The organism is Streptomyces sp. NPDC046261 (assembly GCF_040646235.1).
In the GTDB taxonomy this organism is placed as follows: Bacteria; Actinomycetota; Actinomycetes; order Streptomycetales; family Streptomycetaceae; genus Streptomyces.
Map to the genome: position 1 here is coordinate 76520 of NZ_JBEYZU010000022.1, position 20151 is coordinate 96670.

At 72.1% G+C, this 20151-nt stretch carries 17 protein-coding genes; 8 read left to right on the forward strand and 9 right to left on the reverse strand.

Going from position 1 to position 20151, the window contains the following annotated elements; all coding sequences use genetic code 11:
* Positions 1–16: 16 nt before the first annotated feature.
* The 4 genes from ABZ956_RS27010 to ABZ956_RS27025 form a co-directional block, all read right to left on the reverse strand.
* A complete protein-coding gene (locus ABZ956_RS27010) occupies positions 17–700 on the reverse strand; it encodes a response regulator transcription factor (RefSeq protein ID WP_361898854.1) in 684 nt (227 codons plus the stop codon).
* A gap of 7 nt (positions 701–707) precedes the next feature.
* Entirely contained in the window at positions 708–2012 is a 1305-nt protein-coding gene (locus tag ABZ956_RS27015) for a histidine kinase (protein ID WP_361898903.1), read from the reverse strand.
* Between the two features lie 169 nt (positions 2013–2181).
* The gene (locus ABZ956_RS27020) at positions 2182–3504 is read right to left on the reverse strand and encodes an MFS transporter (protein WP_361898856.1); all 1323 of its coding nucleotides are present in this window, start codon (positions 3502–3504) and stop codon (positions 2182–2184) included.
* 140 nt (positions 3505–3644) lie between these two features.
* Positions 3645–4079, reverse strand: a complete 435-nt coding sequence (locus tag ABZ956_RS27025) for a hypothetical protein (RefSeq protein ID WP_361898859.1) — start codon at positions 4077–4079, stop codon at positions 3645–3647.
* A 228-nt stretch (positions 4080–4307) separates the two neighbouring features.
* On the opposite strand from ABZ956_RS27025, the gene ABZ956_RS27030 reads away from it, so the two are divergent.
* From ABZ956_RS27030 to ABZ956_RS27050, 5 genes are all read left to right on the forward strand, one after another.
* Positions 4308–5909, forward strand: coding sequence for an APC family permease (locus ABZ956_RS27030; RefSeq protein ID WP_361898906.1), 1602 nt, complete (start codon positions 4308–4310; stop codon positions 5907–5909).
* A 36-nt stretch (positions 5910–5945) separates the two neighbouring features.
* A complete protein-coding gene (locus ABZ956_RS27035; protein ID WP_361898909.1) occupies positions 5946–6557 on the forward strand; it encodes a phosphoribosylanthranilate isomerase in 612 nt (203 codons plus the stop codon).
* 70 nt (positions 6558–6627) lie between these two features.
* Positions 6628–7842: a UDP-N-acetylglucosamine--N-acetylmuramyl-(pentapeptide) pyrophosphoryl-undecaprenol N-acetylglucosamine transferase gene (locus ABZ956_RS27040; protein WP_361898862.1), complete on the forward strand. Its 1215-nt coding sequence runs from the start codon at positions 6628–6630 to the stop codon at positions 7840–7842.
* Positions 7839–8840, forward strand: a complete 1002-nt coding sequence (locus tag ABZ956_RS27045) for an SDR family NAD(P)-dependent oxidoreductase (RefSeq protein WP_361898865.1) — start codon at positions 7839–7841, stop codon at positions 8838–8840. The genes ABZ956_RS27040 and ABZ956_RS27045 overlap by 4 nt, the downstream gene beginning before the upstream one ends.
* Before the next feature lie 16 nt (positions 8841–8856).
* On the forward strand, positions 8857–9924 hold the full coding sequence (locus ABZ956_RS27050; RefSeq protein ID WP_361898868.1) for an alpha/beta hydrolase-fold protein: 1068 nt from the start codon (positions 8857–8859) through the stop codon (positions 9922–9924).
* 51 nt (positions 9925–9975) lie between these two features.
* On the opposite strand, the gene ABZ956_RS27055 is transcribed toward ABZ956_RS27050, so the two are convergent.
* Positions 9976–11367: an alkaline phosphatase gene (locus ABZ956_RS27055; protein WP_361898871.1), complete on the reverse strand. Its 1392-nt coding sequence runs from the start codon at positions 11365–11367 to the stop codon at positions 9976–9978.
* Positions 11368–11591: 224 nt separating this feature from the next.
* A complete protein-coding gene (locus tag ABZ956_RS27060) occupies positions 11592–11783 on the reverse strand; it encodes a hypothetical protein (RefSeq protein ID WP_361898874.1) in 192 nt (63 codons plus the stop codon).
* 348 nt (positions 11784–12131) lie between these two features.
* Here ABZ956_RS27060 and ABZ956_RS27065 point away from each other — a divergent pair, with 348 nt between their 5' ends.
* Positions 12132–13379, forward strand: a complete 1248-nt coding sequence (locus tag ABZ956_RS27065) for a serine hydrolase domain-containing protein (RefSeq protein WP_361898877.1) — start codon at positions 12132–12134, stop codon at positions 13377–13379.
* An 85-nt stretch (positions 13380–13464) separates the two neighbouring features.
* Here ABZ956_RS27065 and ABZ956_RS27070 read toward each other — a convergent pair whose 3' ends face one another.
* The gene (locus ABZ956_RS27070) at positions 13465–14433 is read right to left on the reverse strand and encodes a VCBS repeat-containing protein (RefSeq protein ID WP_361898912.1); all 969 of its coding nucleotides are present in this window, start codon (positions 14431–14433) and stop codon (positions 13465–13467) included.
* Positions 14434–14749: 316 nt separating this feature from the next.
* Between ABZ956_RS27070 and ABZ956_RS27075 the strand changes: the two genes are divergently transcribed.
* On the forward strand, positions 14750–16612 hold the full coding sequence (locus tag ABZ956_RS27075) for a DNA/RNA non-specific endonuclease (protein ID WP_361898880.1): 1863 nt from the start codon (positions 14750–14752) through the stop codon (positions 16610–16612).
* 18 nt (positions 16613–16630) lie between these two features.
* On the opposite strand, the gene ABZ956_RS27080 is transcribed toward ABZ956_RS27075, so the two are convergent.
* Positions 16631–18274: an ABC transporter permease gene (locus ABZ956_RS27080; RefSeq protein WP_361898883.1), complete on the reverse strand. Its 1644-nt coding sequence runs from the start codon at positions 18272–18274 to the stop codon at positions 16631–16633.
* On the reverse strand, positions 18271–19206 hold the full coding sequence (locus ABZ956_RS27085) for an ABC transporter ATP-binding protein (protein WP_361898886.1): 936 nt from the start codon (positions 19204–19206) through the stop codon (positions 18271–18273). The genes ABZ956_RS27080 and ABZ956_RS27085 overlap by 4 nt, the downstream gene beginning before the upstream one ends.
* 116 nt (positions 19207–19322) lie before the next feature.
* Between ABZ956_RS27085 and ABZ956_RS27090 the strand changes: the two genes are divergently transcribed.
* Positions 19323–19880: a MarR family transcriptional regulator gene (locus tag ABZ956_RS27090; RefSeq protein ID WP_361898888.1), complete on the forward strand. Its 558-nt coding sequence runs from the start codon at positions 19323–19325 to the stop codon at positions 19878–19880.
* Positions 19881–20151: the final 271 nt, after the last annotated feature.

The window sequence follows — 20151 nt, forward strand, 5'->3', positions numbered from 1 at the left end:
GGTGGCGCCGCTGGTGTCACGGCCCGGCGGGAGCCGGCGGGGCACTCATGCCCGCTTCGTGGGCCACGACCGCGGCCGCGGCCCGGTTGTCCACGCCCAGGCGGGCCAGGATCGAGCTGACGTGCGCCTTGACGGTGCCTTCCACCACGTGCAGGCGCCGGGCGATCTGAGCGTTGGACAGCCCGGCGCCCAGATAGGACAGCACGTCCCGTTCCCGCCCGGTGAGGGCGGCGACCCGCTCGCGGGCGGCGGCACGCCGCCCGGCCGCGGTCCCGGCACCGGTCGCGGCCAGATGGGCCACCACCCGGGCGGCGACCTTCGGTGACAGGTAGGCGGCGCCCTGGGCCACCGCCCGTACGCCCGCGACCAGTTCCTCGGGCGGACCGGACTTGACCAGGAATCCGGAGGCGCCGCCCGCCAGCGCCTGGAGGATGTAGTCGTCCTCGCCGAACGTCGTGAGCATCACGACCCCGGTGCCGGGCGCGGCGGCGCGGATGTGCGCCGCCGCCTCGATGCCGCTCGCCCGCGGCATCCGGATGTCGAGCACGGCCACCTCGGGGCGGTGCCGGCGGACCAGCTCCACCGCCTCGTGCCCGTCCGCCGCCTCCGCGACGACCTCCAGCTGCGGGTCGGTGGACAGCACGGCGCGCACACCGGCGCGGATCATCGGCTCGTCGTCGGCGACCAGGACGCGGATCATCGCGCGCTCACCCGCCGAGGACGGCGAGCCCGATCAGCCGGCCGTGCTGGAAGCAGAGCTGGTACGAGTCGCCGGAGCTGTCGACGAACCGGTCGGCCGTCACCGCGTAGTACTCGCACTCGATCCCCGGCCCCTTCGGTTCGGCCGCCCGCGGGCGGTACGGCAGCTGACGGTCCGGCAGCAACGCCGCCACCTCCGAGCGATTCTGCCCCACCCGGAGCGCGGCGTAGTCGGCGGGGGCCAGCACCATGTGGGACAGCGTCAGCGACCCCCACACCGCCAGGGCCGCCGTCAGCGCCGCCGTGGCCAGCAGCGGCACGACGACCGCGGCGGCCAGCGCCCGCCCCGCACGGCGGCGCGCCCGCCGGTGCTCCGGGGGCAGAGCGACGGGGGCCAGCGCGGCGGCCGGCGGCCCCGGCGGCTGCCGCACGGCGGCGTGCGGCAGGCGGGCGGTGACGGTGAACCCGCCGTCCTCGCGCGGGCCGTGGCCGAACGTGCCACCGGTCAGCCGCACCCGCTCGTCCAGGCCGACCAGGCCCCGGCCGCCCCCGCGCAGGCGGCCGGCGGGGGCGGCCGGCGCGGGGGAGTTCTCCACCGACACCACGGTCTCGGCTGCCGTGTGCGTGACGCGGACCGTCGCGCTCGCGCCGGGCGCGTGCTTGGCGACGTTCGTCAGCGCCTCCTGCACCACCCGGTGGGCGGCCCGTTCGACGACGCCCGGCACCTCGTGCTCCCGGCCGTCGGTGTGCAGCGTCACGACCAGCCCCGAGGCGGCCGCGCCCTCCACCAGGCGCGCGACGCGGAAGTCCGCGGGCTCCGCCGGCGCCGTCTCCGCCTCCTCGCGCAGGATGCCGATCACCTCGCCCAGCCGTTCGACGGCCGTCGCCGCCCGCGCCCGGACGTCCTCCGCGGCCGCCCGGTGCTCCTGCGCCAGGCCGGGGGCGAGCTTGAGCGCGCCGGCCGACAGCGCGATCAGGCTGAGGTCGTGACCGAGCGCGTCGTGCATGTCCTGGGCGATACGGGCCCGTTCACGCAGCCGGGCCTGCTCGGCGACCAGCCGCTGCTCGCGCTCGAGCTGTTCCGCCCGGGACCAGCCCGCCCGGACCAGCTCCTGGTACTGGCGCCACAACCGGCCCGCGAACCAGGGCAGCAGCGCGGCCCCCACCACCATGGCGACGAACCGGCTGCCCAGCGCCAGCAGCGCCGGCACGGCCACCACCGCGGCCGCCCCCGCGACGACCAGCACGCTCAGGGCGACCACCATCGGCAGGGTGCGCCCCGAGCGATGCCCCGCGAGAAAGGCGGCGCCCATGGCCGGCAGCGCCCACCACAAGCTCGTCGCACTCAGCCCGGTGGCCGCCGCGGCGACCACCGCCAGCACGGCACCCGGATCGCGCCCGCCCAGGGGCGCCCTGTCTGTCGCTGTCGTTCCGTACACGGGTGCACGGTATGCGGGAGGTACGGGCGGGCCGTCCTCCGGGTCACGGGCTGTCCGTATCCGTCCCGCGGGTCACCGGCCCGGCGCCCAGGGCCGCCCGGCCGGCCGCCGCGGTGAGCAGGGCCAGGGCGGCGGCCGTGGCGGGCACCGCGAAGGCGGTGGCCGCTTCGAGGTGTTCCGCGCACCAGCCGCCGGTCGCCGAACCGGCCGCGATGCCGGTCAGCAGCGCGGTCACGGCCAGGGTCATCCCCTCGTTCAGCCGGCCCGGCGGCGTCAGGCCCTGGACCAGGGCCATGCCGGTGACCATGGCCGGCGCGGTGGCCATGCCCGCCAGGAGCAGTGCGCCCGCCAGGGCGAGGAGGCCGCCGGTGGTGGCCGCGAGGAGCGGCAGGAGGGCCAGGGCGGCCATCGCGGCCAGGCAGCGGGGGAAGCGGGCGCCGGCCGGACCCGCCGGGCGGGCCAGACCGTACAGCAGCCCCGCGACACAGGACCCGGCCGCCTGCAGGCCCAGCACGACGCCCGCCGCGGGGCGGTGACCCGCGTCGTCGGCGAAGGCGATGGTCACGACCTCCAGCGAGCCGAAGAGCATGCCGGTGCACACGAAGACGGCCAGCACCAGGCCGAGCCCCCGGTTGCCGCGCAGGAGCGGCCGGGAGGCCGACGGCCGGGCGGTCACCGGTGGTTCGGTGCGGCGTTGCGCGGCGAAGAGCAACGTGCCGGTCAGGAAGAGGACGGCGCCGGTGAGCGTGCCCGCCTCGGGGAACAGGGCCGTGCACAGGAAGGCGGCGACCACGGGGCCCAGCATGAAGCACGCCTCGTCCGCGGCCTGTTCGAAGGAGTTCGCGGTGTGCAGGGCGGCCGGATCGTCCCGGAAGAGGTGCGCCCAGCGGGCGCGGGACATGCCGCCGGTGTTGGGCGTGGTCGCCGTCGCGGCGTACGCGGCGAACAGCGTCCACGCGGGCGCCCCGGACCGTACGCACACCACCAGGGCCAGGGAGCCCAACGCGGCGGCCAGGGCCGCGGGCACGGCGACGCGGGCCTGGCCGTGGCGGTCCACGAGCCGGGCGGTCCACGGCCCGACGACGGCTGTCGCGGCGAGCCCGGTCGCGACGACGGCCCCGGCGAGCGCGTACGACCCGCGCGCGGCCGAGATCATCAGTACGGCGCTGACGCCGAACATCCCCATGGGCAGTCGCCCGAGGAGGTTCCACGCGGTGAAGGCGCGGGTGCCGGGGACGGAGAAGATGCGGGCGTAGGGGCCGTGGACGCGGTGCCGCGCGCCCGGCGGACGGCCGCGGTCCACGGCGACGAGCGTGGCACCGGCCGTGGCGAACAAGGGGGTGCGCGCGAGGGGCTCTGGAGGCATGCCCCCACCCTCACCGCGCCCGTGGACGCCGGTCCAACACCTGATGAGCGGCTATTGACGCGCCGCGGTTGTCAATGCGGTCGCGCCGCCGCCGGGGGTGCGGCCCCCGCGCGCCGCACCCCGTCGCAGAAAATGTCCGCTCAGCAGTTGGTGTTGTGCAGCGGCGGGGTTTCGAACCGGCCCTGGTCGGCCACGGACAGGATGCCGATGACGTTGTTGCAGCCCAGGTTCTGGTTCTTGAAGGCGTAGACCTTCGTCTGGCCCTTGCTGACCGTGAAGCCCTCGCTGAAGCGGCTCGTGTTGCCCATCTTGTAGCCGAACTTGACGGTGACCTTGCCGCCACCGGTCTTGCCGTACACCAGGTTCACGGTGCGGCCGTTGTCGATGAGGCCCACACAGAACGTTCCGTTGGACAGGGAGGTGCACGAGGGCCCGGCGTTGCGGATACCGGCGGCCGCCGCCTGGACCGAGGCGTCCCCGGTCGAGGGGGTCGCCGCGGAGGCGGGAGTGGCCAGGCCTATCGCGGCGACCAGGGAGGAGGCGAAGATGACGCCGGCACGGGCGCGCTTGAGCATGAAGAATTCCTTTTACGGCGTTGCGGGCTTTCCTGAAGGGGCCCCATTGTCGATGATCAGCGGTCAGGCTACCCAGCCGAAACTTTTTCAACAAGGCTGTTCCGGAGCGGTAGAAACGGATTCGACTATTCCGAATATTGGCCCGGTGCGATGCCGTCAGCGGGCCCGGGAACGGCCCCAGTTCGGCCGGCCGAGAAACAGGAGGACCACCCCGTGACGGAACACCGGATGCCGGCCGACGCCGGTGCTCCCGAAGTGATCGTCCAGGAACGGCGGCTCCACCGCGACCTCGGCTACTGGGGCCTGACGGCGATCGGCTTCTCCAACATCGTGGGCTCCGGCTGGCTGTTCGCCGCCCTGTACGCGGCCCGGACGGCAGGCCCCGCGGCGCTGCTGACCTGGGTGGGCGCGGGCGTGCTCTGCGGCCTGGTGGCGCTCGTCATGATCGAGCTCGGCGCGTCCCGGCCGGAAGGCGGCGGCACGGTCCGCTGGCCGCTGTACACCGGGGGACAGCTGGTCGGCACGCTCATCGGCTGGTCCGTGCTGCTGTCGGTGGGCGGCACCGCCGCCGAGATCAGCGCCATCATGCAGTACGCCGACCACTACCTGCCGGACATCTACGCCGGCCGCACGCTCACCCCCACGGGCCTGGGCCTCGCCGTCGCCCTGAGCGTCCTGCTGACCGCGCTGAACTGGTTCGCGGTCAGGACATTCGCGCGGCTGAACAATCTCGTGGCGGTGTTCAAAATCGTCGTTCCGGTGGTCACCGTCATCGCCCTCTTCGCCTCCGGATGGCACTCCGGACGCCTGGGCGACCACGGCGGATTCGCCCCCTACGGCTATGCGGCCTGCCTCTCCGCACTCGCCGGCGGCGGCATCGTCTATTCGGTCAACGGATTCCAGGCCGCACTCGACTTCTCCGGCGAGACCCGCGATCCCCGCCGCACCCTCCCGGCCGCGGTTCTCACCGCCATCGCCCTGGCCCTGCTGATGTATCTCGGTTTGCAACTGGCCTTCCTCTTCACCGTTCCCGAAAACCTGCTCGGGCACGGCTGGAAGGGCGTCGACTTCGAGTCCCCGTTCGGCCAATTGGCGATCGTCCTCAATCTCCACTGGCTTTCCAGCCTGCTCTACGCCGACGCGGTCGTCTCACCCGGCGGATCGGCGTACGTCGGTGTGGCGCTCAACGCCCGCCACACCTACGCCCTCGCCAAGAACGGCACGCTGCCCCGGGCCTTCATGCAGGTCAGCAGCCGCGACGGCATTCCGCACCGGGCCCTGCTGCTGAACCTCGCCGTGATCGTGGTCTTCCTGCTCCCGTTCGGCGGCTGGCAGAGCATCGTCAGCATCATGGGCGACATGTACCTCCTGATCTATGCCGCCTCGGCCGTCGCCGTCGCCGTCTTCCGGGCGGACCCGGACACCACGATGGCGGGATGGGTACCGGGCCTGCGCTGGATCGCGCCCGTCAGCTTCGTCATCTCCAGCGAGTTCGTGTACTGGTCGGGCTGGCACGACCTGCGGCTCGCCCTGCCCCTGGTCCTGGCCGGCCTGCTGATCTACCTGCTGATGCGACGCTCCAACCCCCCTGGCCGGCCGACCCGCCCGCTCGCCGACGAACTGCGCGAGGGCACCTGGCTGGTCGTCCACCTCGCCCTGCTGACCCTGCTGTCATGGCTGGGCACCTTCAAGGGCTCCGGCCATCTGCCCGCCCCCTACGACTCCCTCACCGTCGCCGCCGTCTCGCTGGGCATCTTCTTCTGGGCGGTGCGCTCGGGCGCCGCTCAGATGCGCGAAGCCCACCGCCGGGGTGTCACGACCCTGACGTAGGCTGCCCACGAGCGTCGGCACGAGGAGGCGAGTGAGCTGTTCATCAAGATCTGCGGGCTGCGTACGGCCCGCGACGTGGACGCCGCGGTGACCGCCGGAGCGGACGCCATCGGCTTCGTCTTCGCGCCCAGCCCCCGCCTCGTCGGCGCGGCCGAGGCGCGCGAACTGGCGGAGCGCGTGCCGCCACACGTCCTGACCGTCGGAGTCTTCCGCCGCCAGCCCCTCGACGAGGTCACCTCCCTGGCGGCCGCCGCAGGACTGCGCGCCGTACAACTGCACGGCGACGAGGGCCCGGAGTACTACACCGCCCTGCGGCAGGCGGGCTACACCCTCCTGCGGGCGACCGCCCCCCACCCCGGCCGGCCCGAACGCTGCGGCGCGCTGGGGGAACAGATGCTGCTGCTGGACGCCCCCGCACCCGGATCGGGCCGCGCCTGGGACTGGAGCGACCCACGGTTCGTCCCGCCCCAGGGCCGCTGGATCCTGGCCGGAGGACTGGACGCCGGCAACGTCGCCCGGGCCGTACGCGAACTCTCCCCCTGGGGCGTGGACGTCTCCAGCGGCGTCGAGGCCGACCGGGGCGTCAAGGACCCGGCCCTCATCACCGCGTTCGTGGCGGCGGCCCGCGGCGCGAACAGCTCCGCCTGAGCCGTCGGAGGGGCCACCGGGCCCGCCGCTCTTAGAAGGCTCTTAAAGCGCCCCGCCACGCTGCGGTGTCATGGCTACAGCACACGACACCCTTTCGGTGGTCGTCGGAGCGGGCGGTACCGGCGGCCATATCTATCCCGGCATAGCGGTCGCCGACGCGGTGCGCCGGGCCGTGCCGGACGCGGTCATCAGCTTCATCGGAACCGAACGCGGCCTGGAGAGCCGGCTGATACCCGGCGCCGGCTACCGGCTGCACACGGTCGACATGATCCCCTTCGACCCCTCGCTGGGCTCCCGCCGCTTCCTGCTCCCCGCCGACCTGCTGCGCTCGGGCCTACAGGCGCGCCGCGTGATCGAGGAGCAGGGCGCCCAGGTGGTCGTCGGCATGGGCGGCTACCCCAGCGCCCCCGCGGTGCTGGGCGCCCGCCTGGCGGGCCGGCCCGCGCTCGTCCACGAGTCCAACGCCGTGCCCGGCCGCGCCAACCGCTTCGCCACCGCCCTGACCCCGCACGTCGCCCTCGCCTTCGACCGCAGCCGCGTACACCTGGCGGCACGCGCCGGGGCACGCGCCGAAACGGTCGGCATGCCCCTGGTCGGATCCGTCGCGGGCCTGGACCCGGCCGCCCGGACGGCGCTGCGCGCCCAGGCACGGCAGTCCTTCGCGGTGCCGCCCGGGGCTCGCACGGTGCTGTTCAACGGCGGCAGCCTGGGCGCGGCGCGACTGACCGAGGCCGCGCTCGAGCTGGCCCGGCGCTGGCGCGAGCGGCCCGACGTCCACCTCGTGATCAAGACCGGGCCGAAGGCACTGCGGGAGACCCGGGACCGGCTCACCGCCGAGGGCTGCGAGCGCGTCACCACGGCGGTCGGCTACCTCGACCGGATGGACCTCGCCTACGCCGCCGCGGACCTCGTGGTCTGCCGGGCCGGCTCCGCGACCGTCGCGGAGCTGGCCGCCACCCGGACACCGGCGGTCCTGGTGCCCTACCCCCACGCCCCGCACGACCACCAGACCCACAACGCCCGGGTCCTGTCCGACGCCGGCGCCGGCCTGCTGCTGCCCGACGACCACGTCAGCGGCGACCGGCTCGCCGAACTGATCGAACCGCTGCTCGCGGACCCCGCGCGGCTGGCGGCGATGAGCGCCGCCGCGGACCCGGGCACCCACGCCGTCGCGGCCGACCTGATGGCCGCCTGGGTACTGCGCCTCGCCGGCCGCGCACCCGCCGGCCCCCTTCCGTCCAGCGCCCCCGGCGCACCCCACACCGTCGTAAGGACCCACTCATGAGCGAGACGCCCACCTGGCAGGAGAGGACCGTCCTGGTCACCGGAGCGGAAGGCTTCATCGGCTCGACGCTCGTCGACCTGCTCGTGGCACGCGGGGCACGTGTCCGCGTGCTCGTCCACTACAAGCCGTACGCCGAGCGCGGCCACCTCGCCCGCTACCTCGGACCCGATTCCCCCGTGGAGTTCCTCGCCGGCGACGTGCGCGACGCGGGACGGGTGGGGGACGCCGTCGCCGGCTGCGACACCGTCTTCCACCTGGCGGCGCTGATCGGCATCCCGTACAGCTACGCCTCACCCGAGGCTTACGTGCAAACGAATGTGGCCGGTACGGAGAACGTCGCCGCGGCCTGCCGCCGGCACGGCGTGCGGCGCATGGTGCACACCTCGACCAGCGAGGTGTACGGGACCGCCCTGACCGTCCCCATCGGCGAGGACCACCCGCTGCAGCCCCAGTCGCCGTACTCCGCCTCGAAGATCGGCGCGGACATGCTGGCCCTGTCCTACGCCCACTCCTTCGACCTGCCCGTCACCGTCGTACGGCCCTTCAACACCTACGGTCCCCGGCAGTCCGCGCGGGCCGTCATCCCCACCATCCTCGCCCAACTGCACTCCGGCGCCGAGGAGATACGGCTCGGCTCGACCACCCCGACCCGCGACTTCACCTACGTCACCGACACCGCCGAGGGGTTCCTCGCCCTCGCGGACTGCGACCGGGCCGTCGGGCACGCCGTCAACCTCGGCACCGGCCGGGAGATCTCCATCGGGGACCTCGCCCAATCACTGATCGCCGCGTCGGGCCGGCCCGCCCGGATCGTCGTCGACGAGGCGCGGCTGCGCCCGGCGGGCAGCGAGGTGGAGCGGCTGCTGTCCGACAACTCCCGGGCCCGCGAGTGGGCCGGCTGGCACCCCCGGGTCGGCCTCGAGGAAGGGCTGGCCCGCACCTCGGCCTGGGTCAGGGACCACCTGCACCTCTTCGCCGCCGACCGCTACCAGGTCTGAACAGGATCCGACGACGATGACGCACGCACCCGAGCATCACCCCCGGCCCTCCGGCCGCCGCCCCCGCGCCCGGCGATGGCCGGTCGTCGTGGCGGCCGTCGCCGCGCTGGGCCTCATCGCCTGGCCGGTCCTGGACTCCTTCGGGGTCTTCTCCGACAAGGGCGACCCGCTCAGCTTCGGCCAGGACGGCGCCGCGGGCGGCTCCCCGGGGGAGACCGGCACCGGCCCGCTGATGCCGACCGGTCCCAAGGCCGACTTCCGCGTCGCCAACACCCTGGCGGACGGCACGAAGATCGGCGTCGTGACGCTGGACGGCAAGAAGTCCGGCTTCAAGGGCAAGGTCTGGGTCTGGGCGCCCAAGCAGTACGACGACCCGAAGTACGCCAAGAGCGGCTTCCCCGTCATGATCGCGCTGCCGGGCGGCAACGGCTATCCGAACAACTACTGGATGGGCACCGACCTCAAGCTGCAGTCCTCCATCGCCGAGTGGTCCAAGCAGGGCAAGAGCCTGCCCTTCCTCCTCGCCATGCCGGTCCTCAACCCGGACGAGAAGAACTACCACGACGGCAGCGACATCCCCGGTCAGGCCAAGATGGGCACCTGGCTGACCGAGGACGTCCCGGACCTGATGAAGCAGAACTTCCGCACCCTGAAGTCCCGTGACGGCTGGGCCTTCATGGGCTCCTCCTCCGGCGCCTTCGCCGGCCTGAAGTCCGTGCTGAAGCGCCCGGACAAGTTCAAGGCCGTCATCGCCTCCGGCCCCGACATCGTCCCGGACTCGCCGCTGTGGAAGGGCCACGAGAAGGAGAAGGCGGAGAACAACCCGAAGGTGCTGGCCCAGCACCTGATCGACATCAAGGGCCCGGACGTCTACCTCGCCTTCCAGGTCGGCACCAAGGAGAAGACGTCCATGGCCGCGACCAAGCAGTTCCTGTCCGCCTACGGCAACAAGGGCCCGGTCCACACCATGCTGCGGGAGATCCCCGACGGCGAGCACAACGCCAAGACCTATGTGCCCAGCATGGGCATGGGCCCCATCGAATGGATCAGCAAGCACATGGAGGGGCCCACGCCCTCCGGCTGACCGCCGGCCCACGCACCTGGGCGGCGCCCACCGCCGGGTTCAGCGCAGCGCTCAGCGCAGGGCGAGTGCCTTGCGCAGGGTGGTGAACAGCCCCGTCTGATCGGTGACGCCGAGCACGCGGTGGGCCTGCGGGCCCTGGGCCGCGATGCGGACCTGGATGCCGGTGTGCTTCTGGCCCCGGCCGGCCGGGGCCGTGCCGTAACTGACCTTCATCCGGCCGCCCTCGTCGGTGACAAGCGTCGCCGACAGGCCGGGCGGGTTGGCCTCCAGCGGCACGATCTGGCTGCTGTGACCGTGGTCGGCCGTGGTGACGACCAGCGTGTCGGGGTGCCGCGCGGCGTACTCCCGCGCGACCTTCACGGCCCGGTCGAACGCGGCGGTCTCGCCGATCTGGCCGCACGGGTCGGCCTCGTGGTCCTGCTTGTCGATCGAGGCACCCTCGACCTGCAGGAAAAAGCCCTTGCCTTGGTCTTTGCCCTTGACGCCCCGGTCATGGCCGCCGGCCCGCTTGCCCTCGAGGAGTTCGATCGCCTTGCGGGTCTGCGCCTCCAGGGTCGGCGTGCCCGCGGGCCGGTCGGGGTTGGAGGTGACACACCGCTGAGGCGCCGTGCCGCCGGGGGCCGCGGGCTTGCCCGTCCACTCGACGGGGACGCTGTCCGGCGCGAACAGCCCGAGCACCGGCCGGCCCGGCCGTACCGCGCGCAGCCCCTCGGCGTCGGTCACCACCTGGTAACCCCGCTCCCGCGCCTGCTGCGTGACCGTCCGGCCGCGGTCCGGCCCCTCGGTGATGGTCTGGTCGAAGCGGCTCCTGCCTCCCCCGAGCAGGACGTCGACGCGGTGCGCGACGCTCTGTTCGGCGATGGACCCCGGACCGCCGCGGCCCACGGTGTCGCGCGGGCACTGCCGCATGTCCGCGGGCCCCTGGCAGCTGCGGTCGGTGACGTGCGAGGCCAGCGCGGCGGGCGTGGCGTCGGTGAGCTCGGAGGTGGTGACGCTGCCGGTCGCCATGCCGTTGCGCTGTGCGAGCTCCAGGATCGTCGGCACCGCTCGGTCCGTGTCCGGGGTCTTGGAGAGGCGGCCGTTGACGGTCTTGCGCCCCGTGGCCCAGCCCGTGGCGCTGGCCGCCGAGTCCGTGACGTAGTCGGGGCGTCCGTCCTTGTCCACCGCGTACGTGGTGTAGGCGCCGGTCATCGGTAACCGGTCCATGTGGAGCCGGCCGGCCGCCCCCACCGTGTAGTTGCGGGCCAGGGTGATCTCGGAATCCCCCATGCCGTCGCCTATCAGCAGGATGACGTTGCGCGCGGTGCCGCCCGTGCCCGTACGGGAAGCCGCCGAGGGGGCGTCGGACGCGGCGCCGGCGGGCACCGCGACCGCGGCGACGAGCAGCGCGGCCGCGCCCAGGGTGCGGCCTCGGTAGGAGCGTCTCCCGGTGACCGTCTTCATGCCGCTGAACCTCCACTTGTGTGATCCACGAACGGTTGCCAGTAGTCTGCAACCGCTGTCAAGTGGGCCTACGGCGCCGGTCGTTGGGTGCCGGGGCGCCGCGGCAGGAAGGGCCGGGCGGCGTCGCCGCGCACCCGGTGGAGCACCGCACCGATGGCCGGCCGGGCCCGTCCCCGCTTCCGCGAGCGGCCCGGCCGGGTGCGGCCGAACCCGCCACCGCCTTTCTAACCTCCGGCCCGTGCCCGGGTCCGTGAACCGACCACGGTCGTCACCACGCCGATCAGCCCCAGCGCCTCCGGGCTCAGCCCCGGTGAGCAGAGGGCGACGACGATGACCACGATCACGACGGTCAGCGCGTCATATACCTGATCGGCGAGAGGGTGCCGGCGACGCCCGTTCCCCTGACGCCTTTCCATGTACTGCTTCCATCCGCCCTTCACGATCACTCCCCTGACTGTCGTGACTGGGAAAACCGCGGAACATTTGAGATTCCGCTTAGTCGAACTGTGCAGGCATATGGACGGCTGATCAAATACCGAAAGGATTGATCACCCGTGTGCCGCAACGTTATTCGGCGTATTCGCCGTGCCGAACGAGGGGATCCGCGCGGCGCGGCACACGGCCCACCGGGCGGTGGGAGAGCGGCCGGTGGGGCATCGACGGACGGCCGGAGCCCTTCCCTCCGCCGTATACGATCTTGACGGGCGTGAGGCCCGAGGGCCTGGCGCGCTCATCAAGTCACCAGGGGACAGGGGAAATTCGGCATGGCGAGAATAGGGCTTCTGCGGGCCGCGGCCACCATTGCGACCACCACGGTGCTGGTGACGGGAGGCGCGACCCACGCCTCCGCCGACCAGACGTCACCCACGCCGGACACGGCCGCGGTGCGCACCGCGCTGCAGCGCACCATGGAATGGGGCGCTCCGGGCGCGTTCGCGGTCATCAAGGACCACGACGACCCCCGCCTCGACCAGTCGCTGACCGTGGGCAAGGCCGACCTGGGCGGCACCGCGATGAACACCGACCTGCGCTTCAGGATCGGCAGCAACAGCAAGATGTTCGCCTCGGTACTGGTGCTGCGCCTGGTCGAACAGGGCCGCCTCGACCTGGACAAGCCGCTGCGCGAGTACCTGCCCGCGGGCACGCTTCCGCAGAGCTGGCGCATCACCGGGCGCCAGGTGCTCCAGCACCGGGCGGGCGTGTACGACCACACCAACGACCTCCTGGAGCAGGCCGGGGAGGAGACCACGAGCGCCTTCGAAAAGCGCATCCGCAACAACGTCTACGAGCCCAGGGACCTCGTGGCGATGTCGGTCAAGCACGGCCTGCAGTACACCCCGGGCACCAACTACGCCTACTCGAACACCGATACCGTGCTGATGGCCCTCGCGGTCGAGCACCTCACCGGACGGCCCTACGCCGAACTGCTGCGCGAGCAGATCTTCGAACCGCTGAAGCTGGCTCAGACCTCCTTCGTCGTACCCGAGAAGACCATCGCCGGACCGCACATCACCGGCTACCTGACGAACGACGACCGCAGCAAGCCCCTGCTGGACTCCACCGAGCAGACCGCCTCGTGGGTCTGGAGCGCCGGCGCGATCATCTCCACCGCCGCCGACCTCGACCGCTTCATGAGCACCCTGCTGGCCGGCAGCGCCGGCGGGCTGGTCTCCGACACCTCACTGCGACAGATGACGAGCGCGCTGCCCACCGGAACGGCGAAGATCGGCTACGGGCTGGGAGTCCGCGAGGTCACCCTCTCCTGCGGCAAGGTCTTCGGGCACGGCGGCATCGTCCAGGGCTTCCAGACGCAGACCTACGCCACCGCGAACGGCAAGCGAACGGTCGTCGCCTTCGCCAACGCCTCCAACAACAGCTCCGTCACACAGGGCCTGATGAACGTCCTGGAGCCCGCCTTCTGCGGCAAGAAGCCCACTCCCGCGCCGCGCAGCTCGCTCACCCCGGGCAGCACCGGGAACCTGATCCCCGCCGTGGAGGACCCGCGGATCTAGCCCGCCCCGAGGCCCTCGTAGCCGTCAAGCGCTGCCCCTGACCGGGCGCCCATGTCTCCGGTCAGGGGCAGCCGACTGTGGGGCCTCAGCCCAGGACGTGCACCTCGGTGCTGTTCGTGCCCGTACGGCTCTTCTTCACCGCCACGAGGTCCGGACGCCCGTCCCGGTTCCAGTCCGCGGCGGAGAACTCGAAGGTCCCGTCCGTCTCGTGGAGTGCGGTGCCGGTCTGGAGGGTGAAGCGCTGGAAGTTGCTGGCGCCGGAGAGGATGTGGACTTCGGTGCTGTTGGTGCCGGTCTGGTTCTTTTTGATGGCGACGAGGTCGGGGCGTCCGTCGCGGTCCCAGTCGGTGGTGGCGAAGTCGAAGGTGTCGTCTGTTTCGTGGAGTGCGGTGCCGGTCTGGAGGATGAATCTCTTGTAGTTGCTGGCGCCGGAGAGGATGTGGACTTCGGTGCTGTTGGTGCCGGTCTGGTTCTTTTTGATGGCGACGAGGTCAGGGCGTCCGTCGCGGTCCCAGTCGGTGGTGGCGAAGTCGAAGGTGTCGTCTGTTTCGTGGAGTGCGGTGCCGGTCTGGAGGATGAATCTCTTGTAGTTGCTGGCGCCGGAGAGGATGTGGACTTCGGTGCTGTTGGTGCCGGTCTGGTTCTTTTTGATGGCGACGAGGTCAGGGCGTCCGTCCCGGTCCCAGTCGGTGAGCGCGAAGCTGAAGGTGCCGTCCGTCTCGTGCAACGCCGTACCCGTCTGCAGGACGAATCTCTGGAAATTGCTGGCGCCGGAGAGGACGTGCACCTCGGTGCTGTTGGTGCCCGTACGGCTCTTCTTGACGGCCACCAGATCGGGCCGTCCGTCGCGGTCCCAGTCGGCGGTCGCGGTGGCGAAGGTGTCGTCCGTCTCGTGCAGCGCCGTGCCGGTCTGGAGAAGGAAGGTGCCGAACGCCGCCGCGCCGGCCTGCGGGGCACGAGCCGGCGCGTGGTCCTTGCCGGCGGCCACGGCGCCGCCGGGAGCTGCGAGGATCGCGCCCAGGGCGAGCGGGGCGAGTGCGGCGATGACCTTCATGGTGCGCACAGGAATGCCTCCCTGACACAGGCTCCCGGGAGGATCCCGGGAGGCGCGACCGATGCTAGGGGCCGCCTCGGCCCCGGAAGCCGGGCCGTCGGGCCGGACGTCCGGAATCCATGGGTGAAGGGCCGATTCCGGGCGATAAACAATACTCAACGCCCCTCCATATCCTTTGAATCGGCGGCCCGCCGGGGGCGCTCCCCGGCCGGAATGCCATTACCCACCGGACGTGACAGGCTGGAAACGGAGGCCGCCGACCGGACCGGAACCCGAAGCCACAGCGGGGGGACGCAGGCGAAAGGAAGTCCTCATCATGGCCCCCAAGAAGAAGGCGTCGCCCAGAACACCGGCCGCCGAGCGGGACAAACTGATCGCATCTCTCCGACAGTTCATCCGCACCCAGGGCCCCGCCTTTCTGAACGATCCGAACGTGTCCTCCATCGGCATCGGCTACAGGGAGAAGGGCGGCCGGCGGGGCAAGGAGCTCACCCTCCAGTTCACGGTCGACAAGAAGGTGCAACCGGAAGCGCTCACGGCGCTGGGCACCACGGCCCTGCCCTCGTCCGTGGTGGTCGACGGCGTCGAGGTGCCGACCGATGTCGTACAACGCAGCTATCAGCCCCACGTCCGCGTCGTGCCCGAAGCACGGAGCCCGGACCGCAAGACGCGCCTGGACCCGATCGTTCCGGGTGTCAGCGTCGCCCATGTGAAGGTGTCGGCGGGCACTATCGGCTGCATCGTCTTCGACCGCAAGGACGGCACCCCGTACGTGCTGAGCAACTGGCACGTCCTGCACGGGCCCGACGGCAAACTGGGCGAGGACGTGGTCCAGCCCGGCCCGCACGACGACAACCGCACTGCCCGCAACCGCCTGGGCACCCTGGTCCGCTCCCACCTGGGGGTGGCCGGCGACTGCGCCGTTGCGAGGATCAAGGACCGCCGCTTCGAGAAGGAGATCTCCGAGCTCGGCGTCACACCGGAGGAACTGGGCGAGCCGGAGCTCGGCGACAAGGTGATCAAGAGCGGCCGGACCACCGGCGTCACCCACGGCGTCGTACGGCGCATCGACACCATCGTGAAGCTCGATTACGGCGGATCGGTGGGGGAGAAGGCCATCGGCTGCTTCGAGATCGGCCCCGACCCGGAGAACATGCCGTCCGACGGCGAGATCAGCCAGGGCGGCGACTCCGGCGCGGCGTGGATGTTCAAGACGCCCCGCGGCAAGCCGGGCAAGATCCTGGCGGGCCTGCACTTCGGCGGCGAAGGCGGCGTCGACCCGGACGAGCACGCGCTGGCCTGTCTGCCGTCCTCCGTCTTCGAGAAACTCGAGATCACCCTGCAGCCCCCGGTGCCCGAGGCGGCGGAGGTCCTCACCGGCTACGACCCCGATTTCCTGGGCCGGCGGATAGACCCCCCGAAACTCAACCCGACGGTCGCCGGTGACGCGGCACGCCTGGACGGCTCCGAGATCATCCGCTACACGCACTTCTCGCTGGCCCTGAGCTCCACGCGGGGCTTCGCGTTCTGGGTGGCCTGGAACACCGACGGCGGCGCGCTGAAGAAGCTCAGCCGCACGGGCATCGAATTCGTCAAGGATCCGCGGATCCCGGCGGACTTCCAGGTGGGCAACGAGGTCTACGAAGGGAACCGGCTCGACCGCGGCCACATCGCACGCAGAGCCGACCTGCTGTGGGGCGGGCCGACCGAGGCGCAGAAGGCCAACGTGGACTCCTTCTTCTACACCAACATCACGCCGCAGATGGACGACTTCAATCAGAGCAGCAAGAACGGGCTGTGGGGCGATCTGGAGGAGGCCGTCTTCGCCGACGTCGACGTCGACGACCTGAAAGTGAGCGTGTTCGGCGGGCCGGTCTTCCAGGACGACGACCGCCTGTACCGGGGCATACAGATTCCCCGCGAGTTCTGGAAGGTCATCGTGTTCTGCGAGGGCGGCGAGCTCAAGAGCAAGGCGTTCCTGCTGACCCAGAACCTCAATCAGGTCGAGGCCCTGGATCTGGACGAATTCCGCGTCTTCCAGGTCTCCCTGCGCGAGGTCGAGGAGCGCGGGCATTTCCGCTTCCCCGCCGTCCTGCGCAAGGCGGACACCCTGCGGGTGCCGGAGTCGCTGGCGGAGCGGGCACCGCTGAGCACCCTGGGCGACATCCGCTGGCACTGACCGTGGCAGGTGGCCGGCTCAGCCCACGTCCCGCCGCCTAAGGGCCACCAGCCCCACGGTGGTGAGCACGGCCGTCACGGCGAGCAGCCACAGGAACGGGACGGTGGAGAGTTCCGCGCCCGGCAGCCTGGGCAGGTGCCCGAAGGGCGACAGGTCCATGGCCGCCTGCGGCAGCTTCAGCGCCGGGCCGAGCCATCCGATGGCCAGACAGAGCCCCGCCGCCGCCCACGCGGCCGCCGACAGCCGCGGGCGGACCCCGACGATCAGCACGGCCACCGAAGCCAGGGCCCACGCGGCCGGCGCCTGTGCCAGGGCCGCGCCGAGCACCTCCGGCAGCCGGCCACCGTCCCCGGCCGTCAGGCCGTAGGCCAGGCCCATCGTCAGGCCGCCGGCACCCAGCACCACGGCCGTCCCCAGGAAGGCGAAGGCCAGGTGTCCGGCCGCCCACCGCAGCCGGCTCACGGCGCCCGCCAGCACCGGTTCCGCCCGCCCGGCGGTCTCCTCCGCCCGCAGCCGCAGCACGGCGCCGACCGCGTAGAGGGCGGCGACCATGCCGAGCATGCCGGTCATCGAGGAGAGGAAGGCCTCGGTGATGCCCTGGTGGCCGCCCATCCGCTCGAAGATCTCCCGCGTGCTCTCGTTGCCGCCCACGAGCTCGGAGGCGCCGTCCGTGACCGCGCCGAAGACACCGCCCGCCACCGCGAAGCCGGACACCCAGCCCAGCAGCGAGCCGCGCTGCAGCCGCCACGCGAGCCCGAGGGCGCCGCCCAGGTGCCGGGGCGCGGCCGCGGCGCCCGGCCGGGTGGCCAGAAAGCCCGCACCGATGTCGCGCCGCCCGGCGAGCCCGTACGCGGCCGCCGCCGAGAGCGCCGCGGCCGCGTACGGCAGCAGCAGGACCCACCAGCGGTCGCCCGCGAAGGCCCGGACCTGCTCGCCCCAGCCGATGGGCGAGACCCACACCAGGGGCGAGGTCGCGCCGGCCGCGGCGGCGTCCCCCGCCGCCCGGAGCACGAACGCGAGGCCCACCACGGCGCCCGTGATGCCCCTGGCCGACCGTGCGCTCTCGGTCAGCTGGGCCACGACGGCCGCGACGCCCGCGAAGCACACGCCCGTACCGCTGATCGCCAGCGCGAGCGCGAGGGCCCCGCCGGCCGGCAGCCCCGCGCCGGCCAGGCCGGCGGTGATCAGCAGGGCGGTCACGGCATGGGCGGCGACCGCCGTGAGCAGGGCGGACGTCAGCGGCGCCCGGCGGCCGACGACGCAGGAGGACAGCAGTTCCTGGCGGCCGGTCTCCTCCTCCTCGCGGGTGTGCCGGACCACGATGACCAAGCTCATGATCGCGGCGAGGACGCCCCCGAAGGCCACCATGCGCCAGGCGACCAGACCGCCGATGGAGTCCCCGAGGACCGGCCCGTACAGGGCGCGGAGCGAGCCGTTGGTGTTGGTCGACCGGGCCACACCGGCACGGTCGGCCGGCGTGTCGTAGAGCGTTTCGAACGTGTTCGCGGTGGCCAGGACGGTCAGGACCAGGGCCAGGACCCAGACCGGCAGCATCACCCGGTCGCGGCGCAGCGCGAGCCGCAGCAGCGTTCCGGTGCCCGTGAGCCGGGAGGGACGGCCCGTACGCCGGCGGGCGGGGGCCGGGGCGGTCAGAGTGCTCATCGCGACGCCGTCCTCTCCGCGGCGGAGGGCGCGTCGCTCTGGTAGTGGCGCAGGAACAGCTCCTCCAGCGTGGGCGGGGTGCTGGTCAGGCCCCGCACCCCGCACTCGCCGAGCTGCCGCAGCGCGGCATCGAGGCCGGCCGCGTCGACCTGGAACCTGACCTGCCGCAGCTCGCCCCCGGGCAGGGCGCGCACGGTGAGGTCATGGACGCCGGGCAGCCGCGCGAGCCCGTTCGGCGCGCTCGCCAGCTCGGCGGTGACCGACGTACGCGTCAGGTGCCGCAGGTCCGTGAGCGAGCCGCTCTCCACGGTCACCCCCTTGCGGATGATGCTGACCCGGTCGCACAGCGCCTCCACCTCGCTGAGCACGTGGCTGGACAGCAGCACCGTGCGGCCGCGCTCGCGCTCCTCGGCGACGCACTGCCGGAAGACCTCTTCCATCAGCGGGTCGAGGCCGGAGGTCGGTTCGTCGAGGACGAGCACGTCGACGTCGGAGGCGAACGCCGCCACCAGGGCGACCTTCTGCCGGTTTCCCTTGGAGTAGGCGCGCCCTTTCTTCGTCGGATCGAGCTCGAAGCGTTCCAGCAGTTCCGCGCGCCGGGCCGGGTCGCAGCCACCGCGCAGCCGCACGAACAGGTCGATGACCTCGCCGCCCGAGAGGTTGCGCCACAAGGTCACGTCGCCCGGCACGTATGCCACGCGGCGGTGCAGCTCCACGGCGTCGTGCCAGGGGTCCCTGCCGAGCACCTGGGCGGCGCCGCCGTCCGCGCGCAGCAGTCCCAGGAGGATCCGGATGGTGGTCGACTTGCCCGCGCCGTTGGGGCCGAGGAAGCCGTGGACCTCACCGGCCTCGACGGTGAGATCGAGGCCGTCCAGCGCACAGGTCCGGCCGAACGACTTGCGGAGGCCGGACGCGGAGATTGCAGGCGTCATACCTCGAACGTACGCTGATTTCAGAAAGTTGTGAAGGCTGGAAAGCTTGTAAATTGACCTGGAGGACCGACCGGACCGACGTGCGGGACAGACGTGCGCGACAGGGGAGATGACGAGTGATGGGCGATGCGGCCGAGGTGGCGAACCGTGGTCACGGGCAGGGGAGCGACGAGGATCGCGACCGCCGGCGGGATCAGGAGGCGGTGTCGCGTTTCGTCGAGCGGTTCGCGGGCGAGCTGACCGACGCCGGCATGCAGCGCATGGCGTCCCGCGTCTTCGCGGCGCTCCTGGCCTCCGACTCCGGCGCGATGACCTCCGCCGAGCTCGCCGAACAGCTGCGGATCAGCCCGGCGGCGATCTCCGGAGCCGTCCGCTACCTCACGCACGTCAACATGATCGGCCGCGAACGCGAGCCGGGGTCCAGACGCGACCGCTACCGCCTCTACAGCGACGTCTGGTACGAGACCCTCACCCGCCGTGACCAGCTGCTGACCCGCTGGGAAGGCATCCTGCGCGAGGGCGCGGCCACGCTGGGGCCCGGCACTCCCGCGGGGGCGCGGGTGGCGGAGACCGCCGAGTTCATGGAGTTCCTGCAGAAGGAGTTCCACCAGATCCTGACCCGCTGGCGCGAGCACAAGGCGACCCCGCGCGAAGGCGGCCCGGCGGGGGAGTGAAGCCTCTGCGCCGCGTGACCGAGCCTCGGCACAGGGTGAGATCGAGGGGTGTGGTGTGTGAGGCCGCCCATAGGGCCCGGATCACCTTCCCCTTTCTTTAGTAAGAGGCGGGGTGTATTCGGTGGGGTGGTGGGTGTTGTGTGGGGGTGTTTTACGGGGTGGGGTAGTAGGTCACATGATTGCCAGGGGTTTTCGCTGCCGCTAACAATTACGGGGTCGCACGGCGCCGTCGATCGAGACGCGGCGCTCTTTTTGCGCCAATGACGGCCAC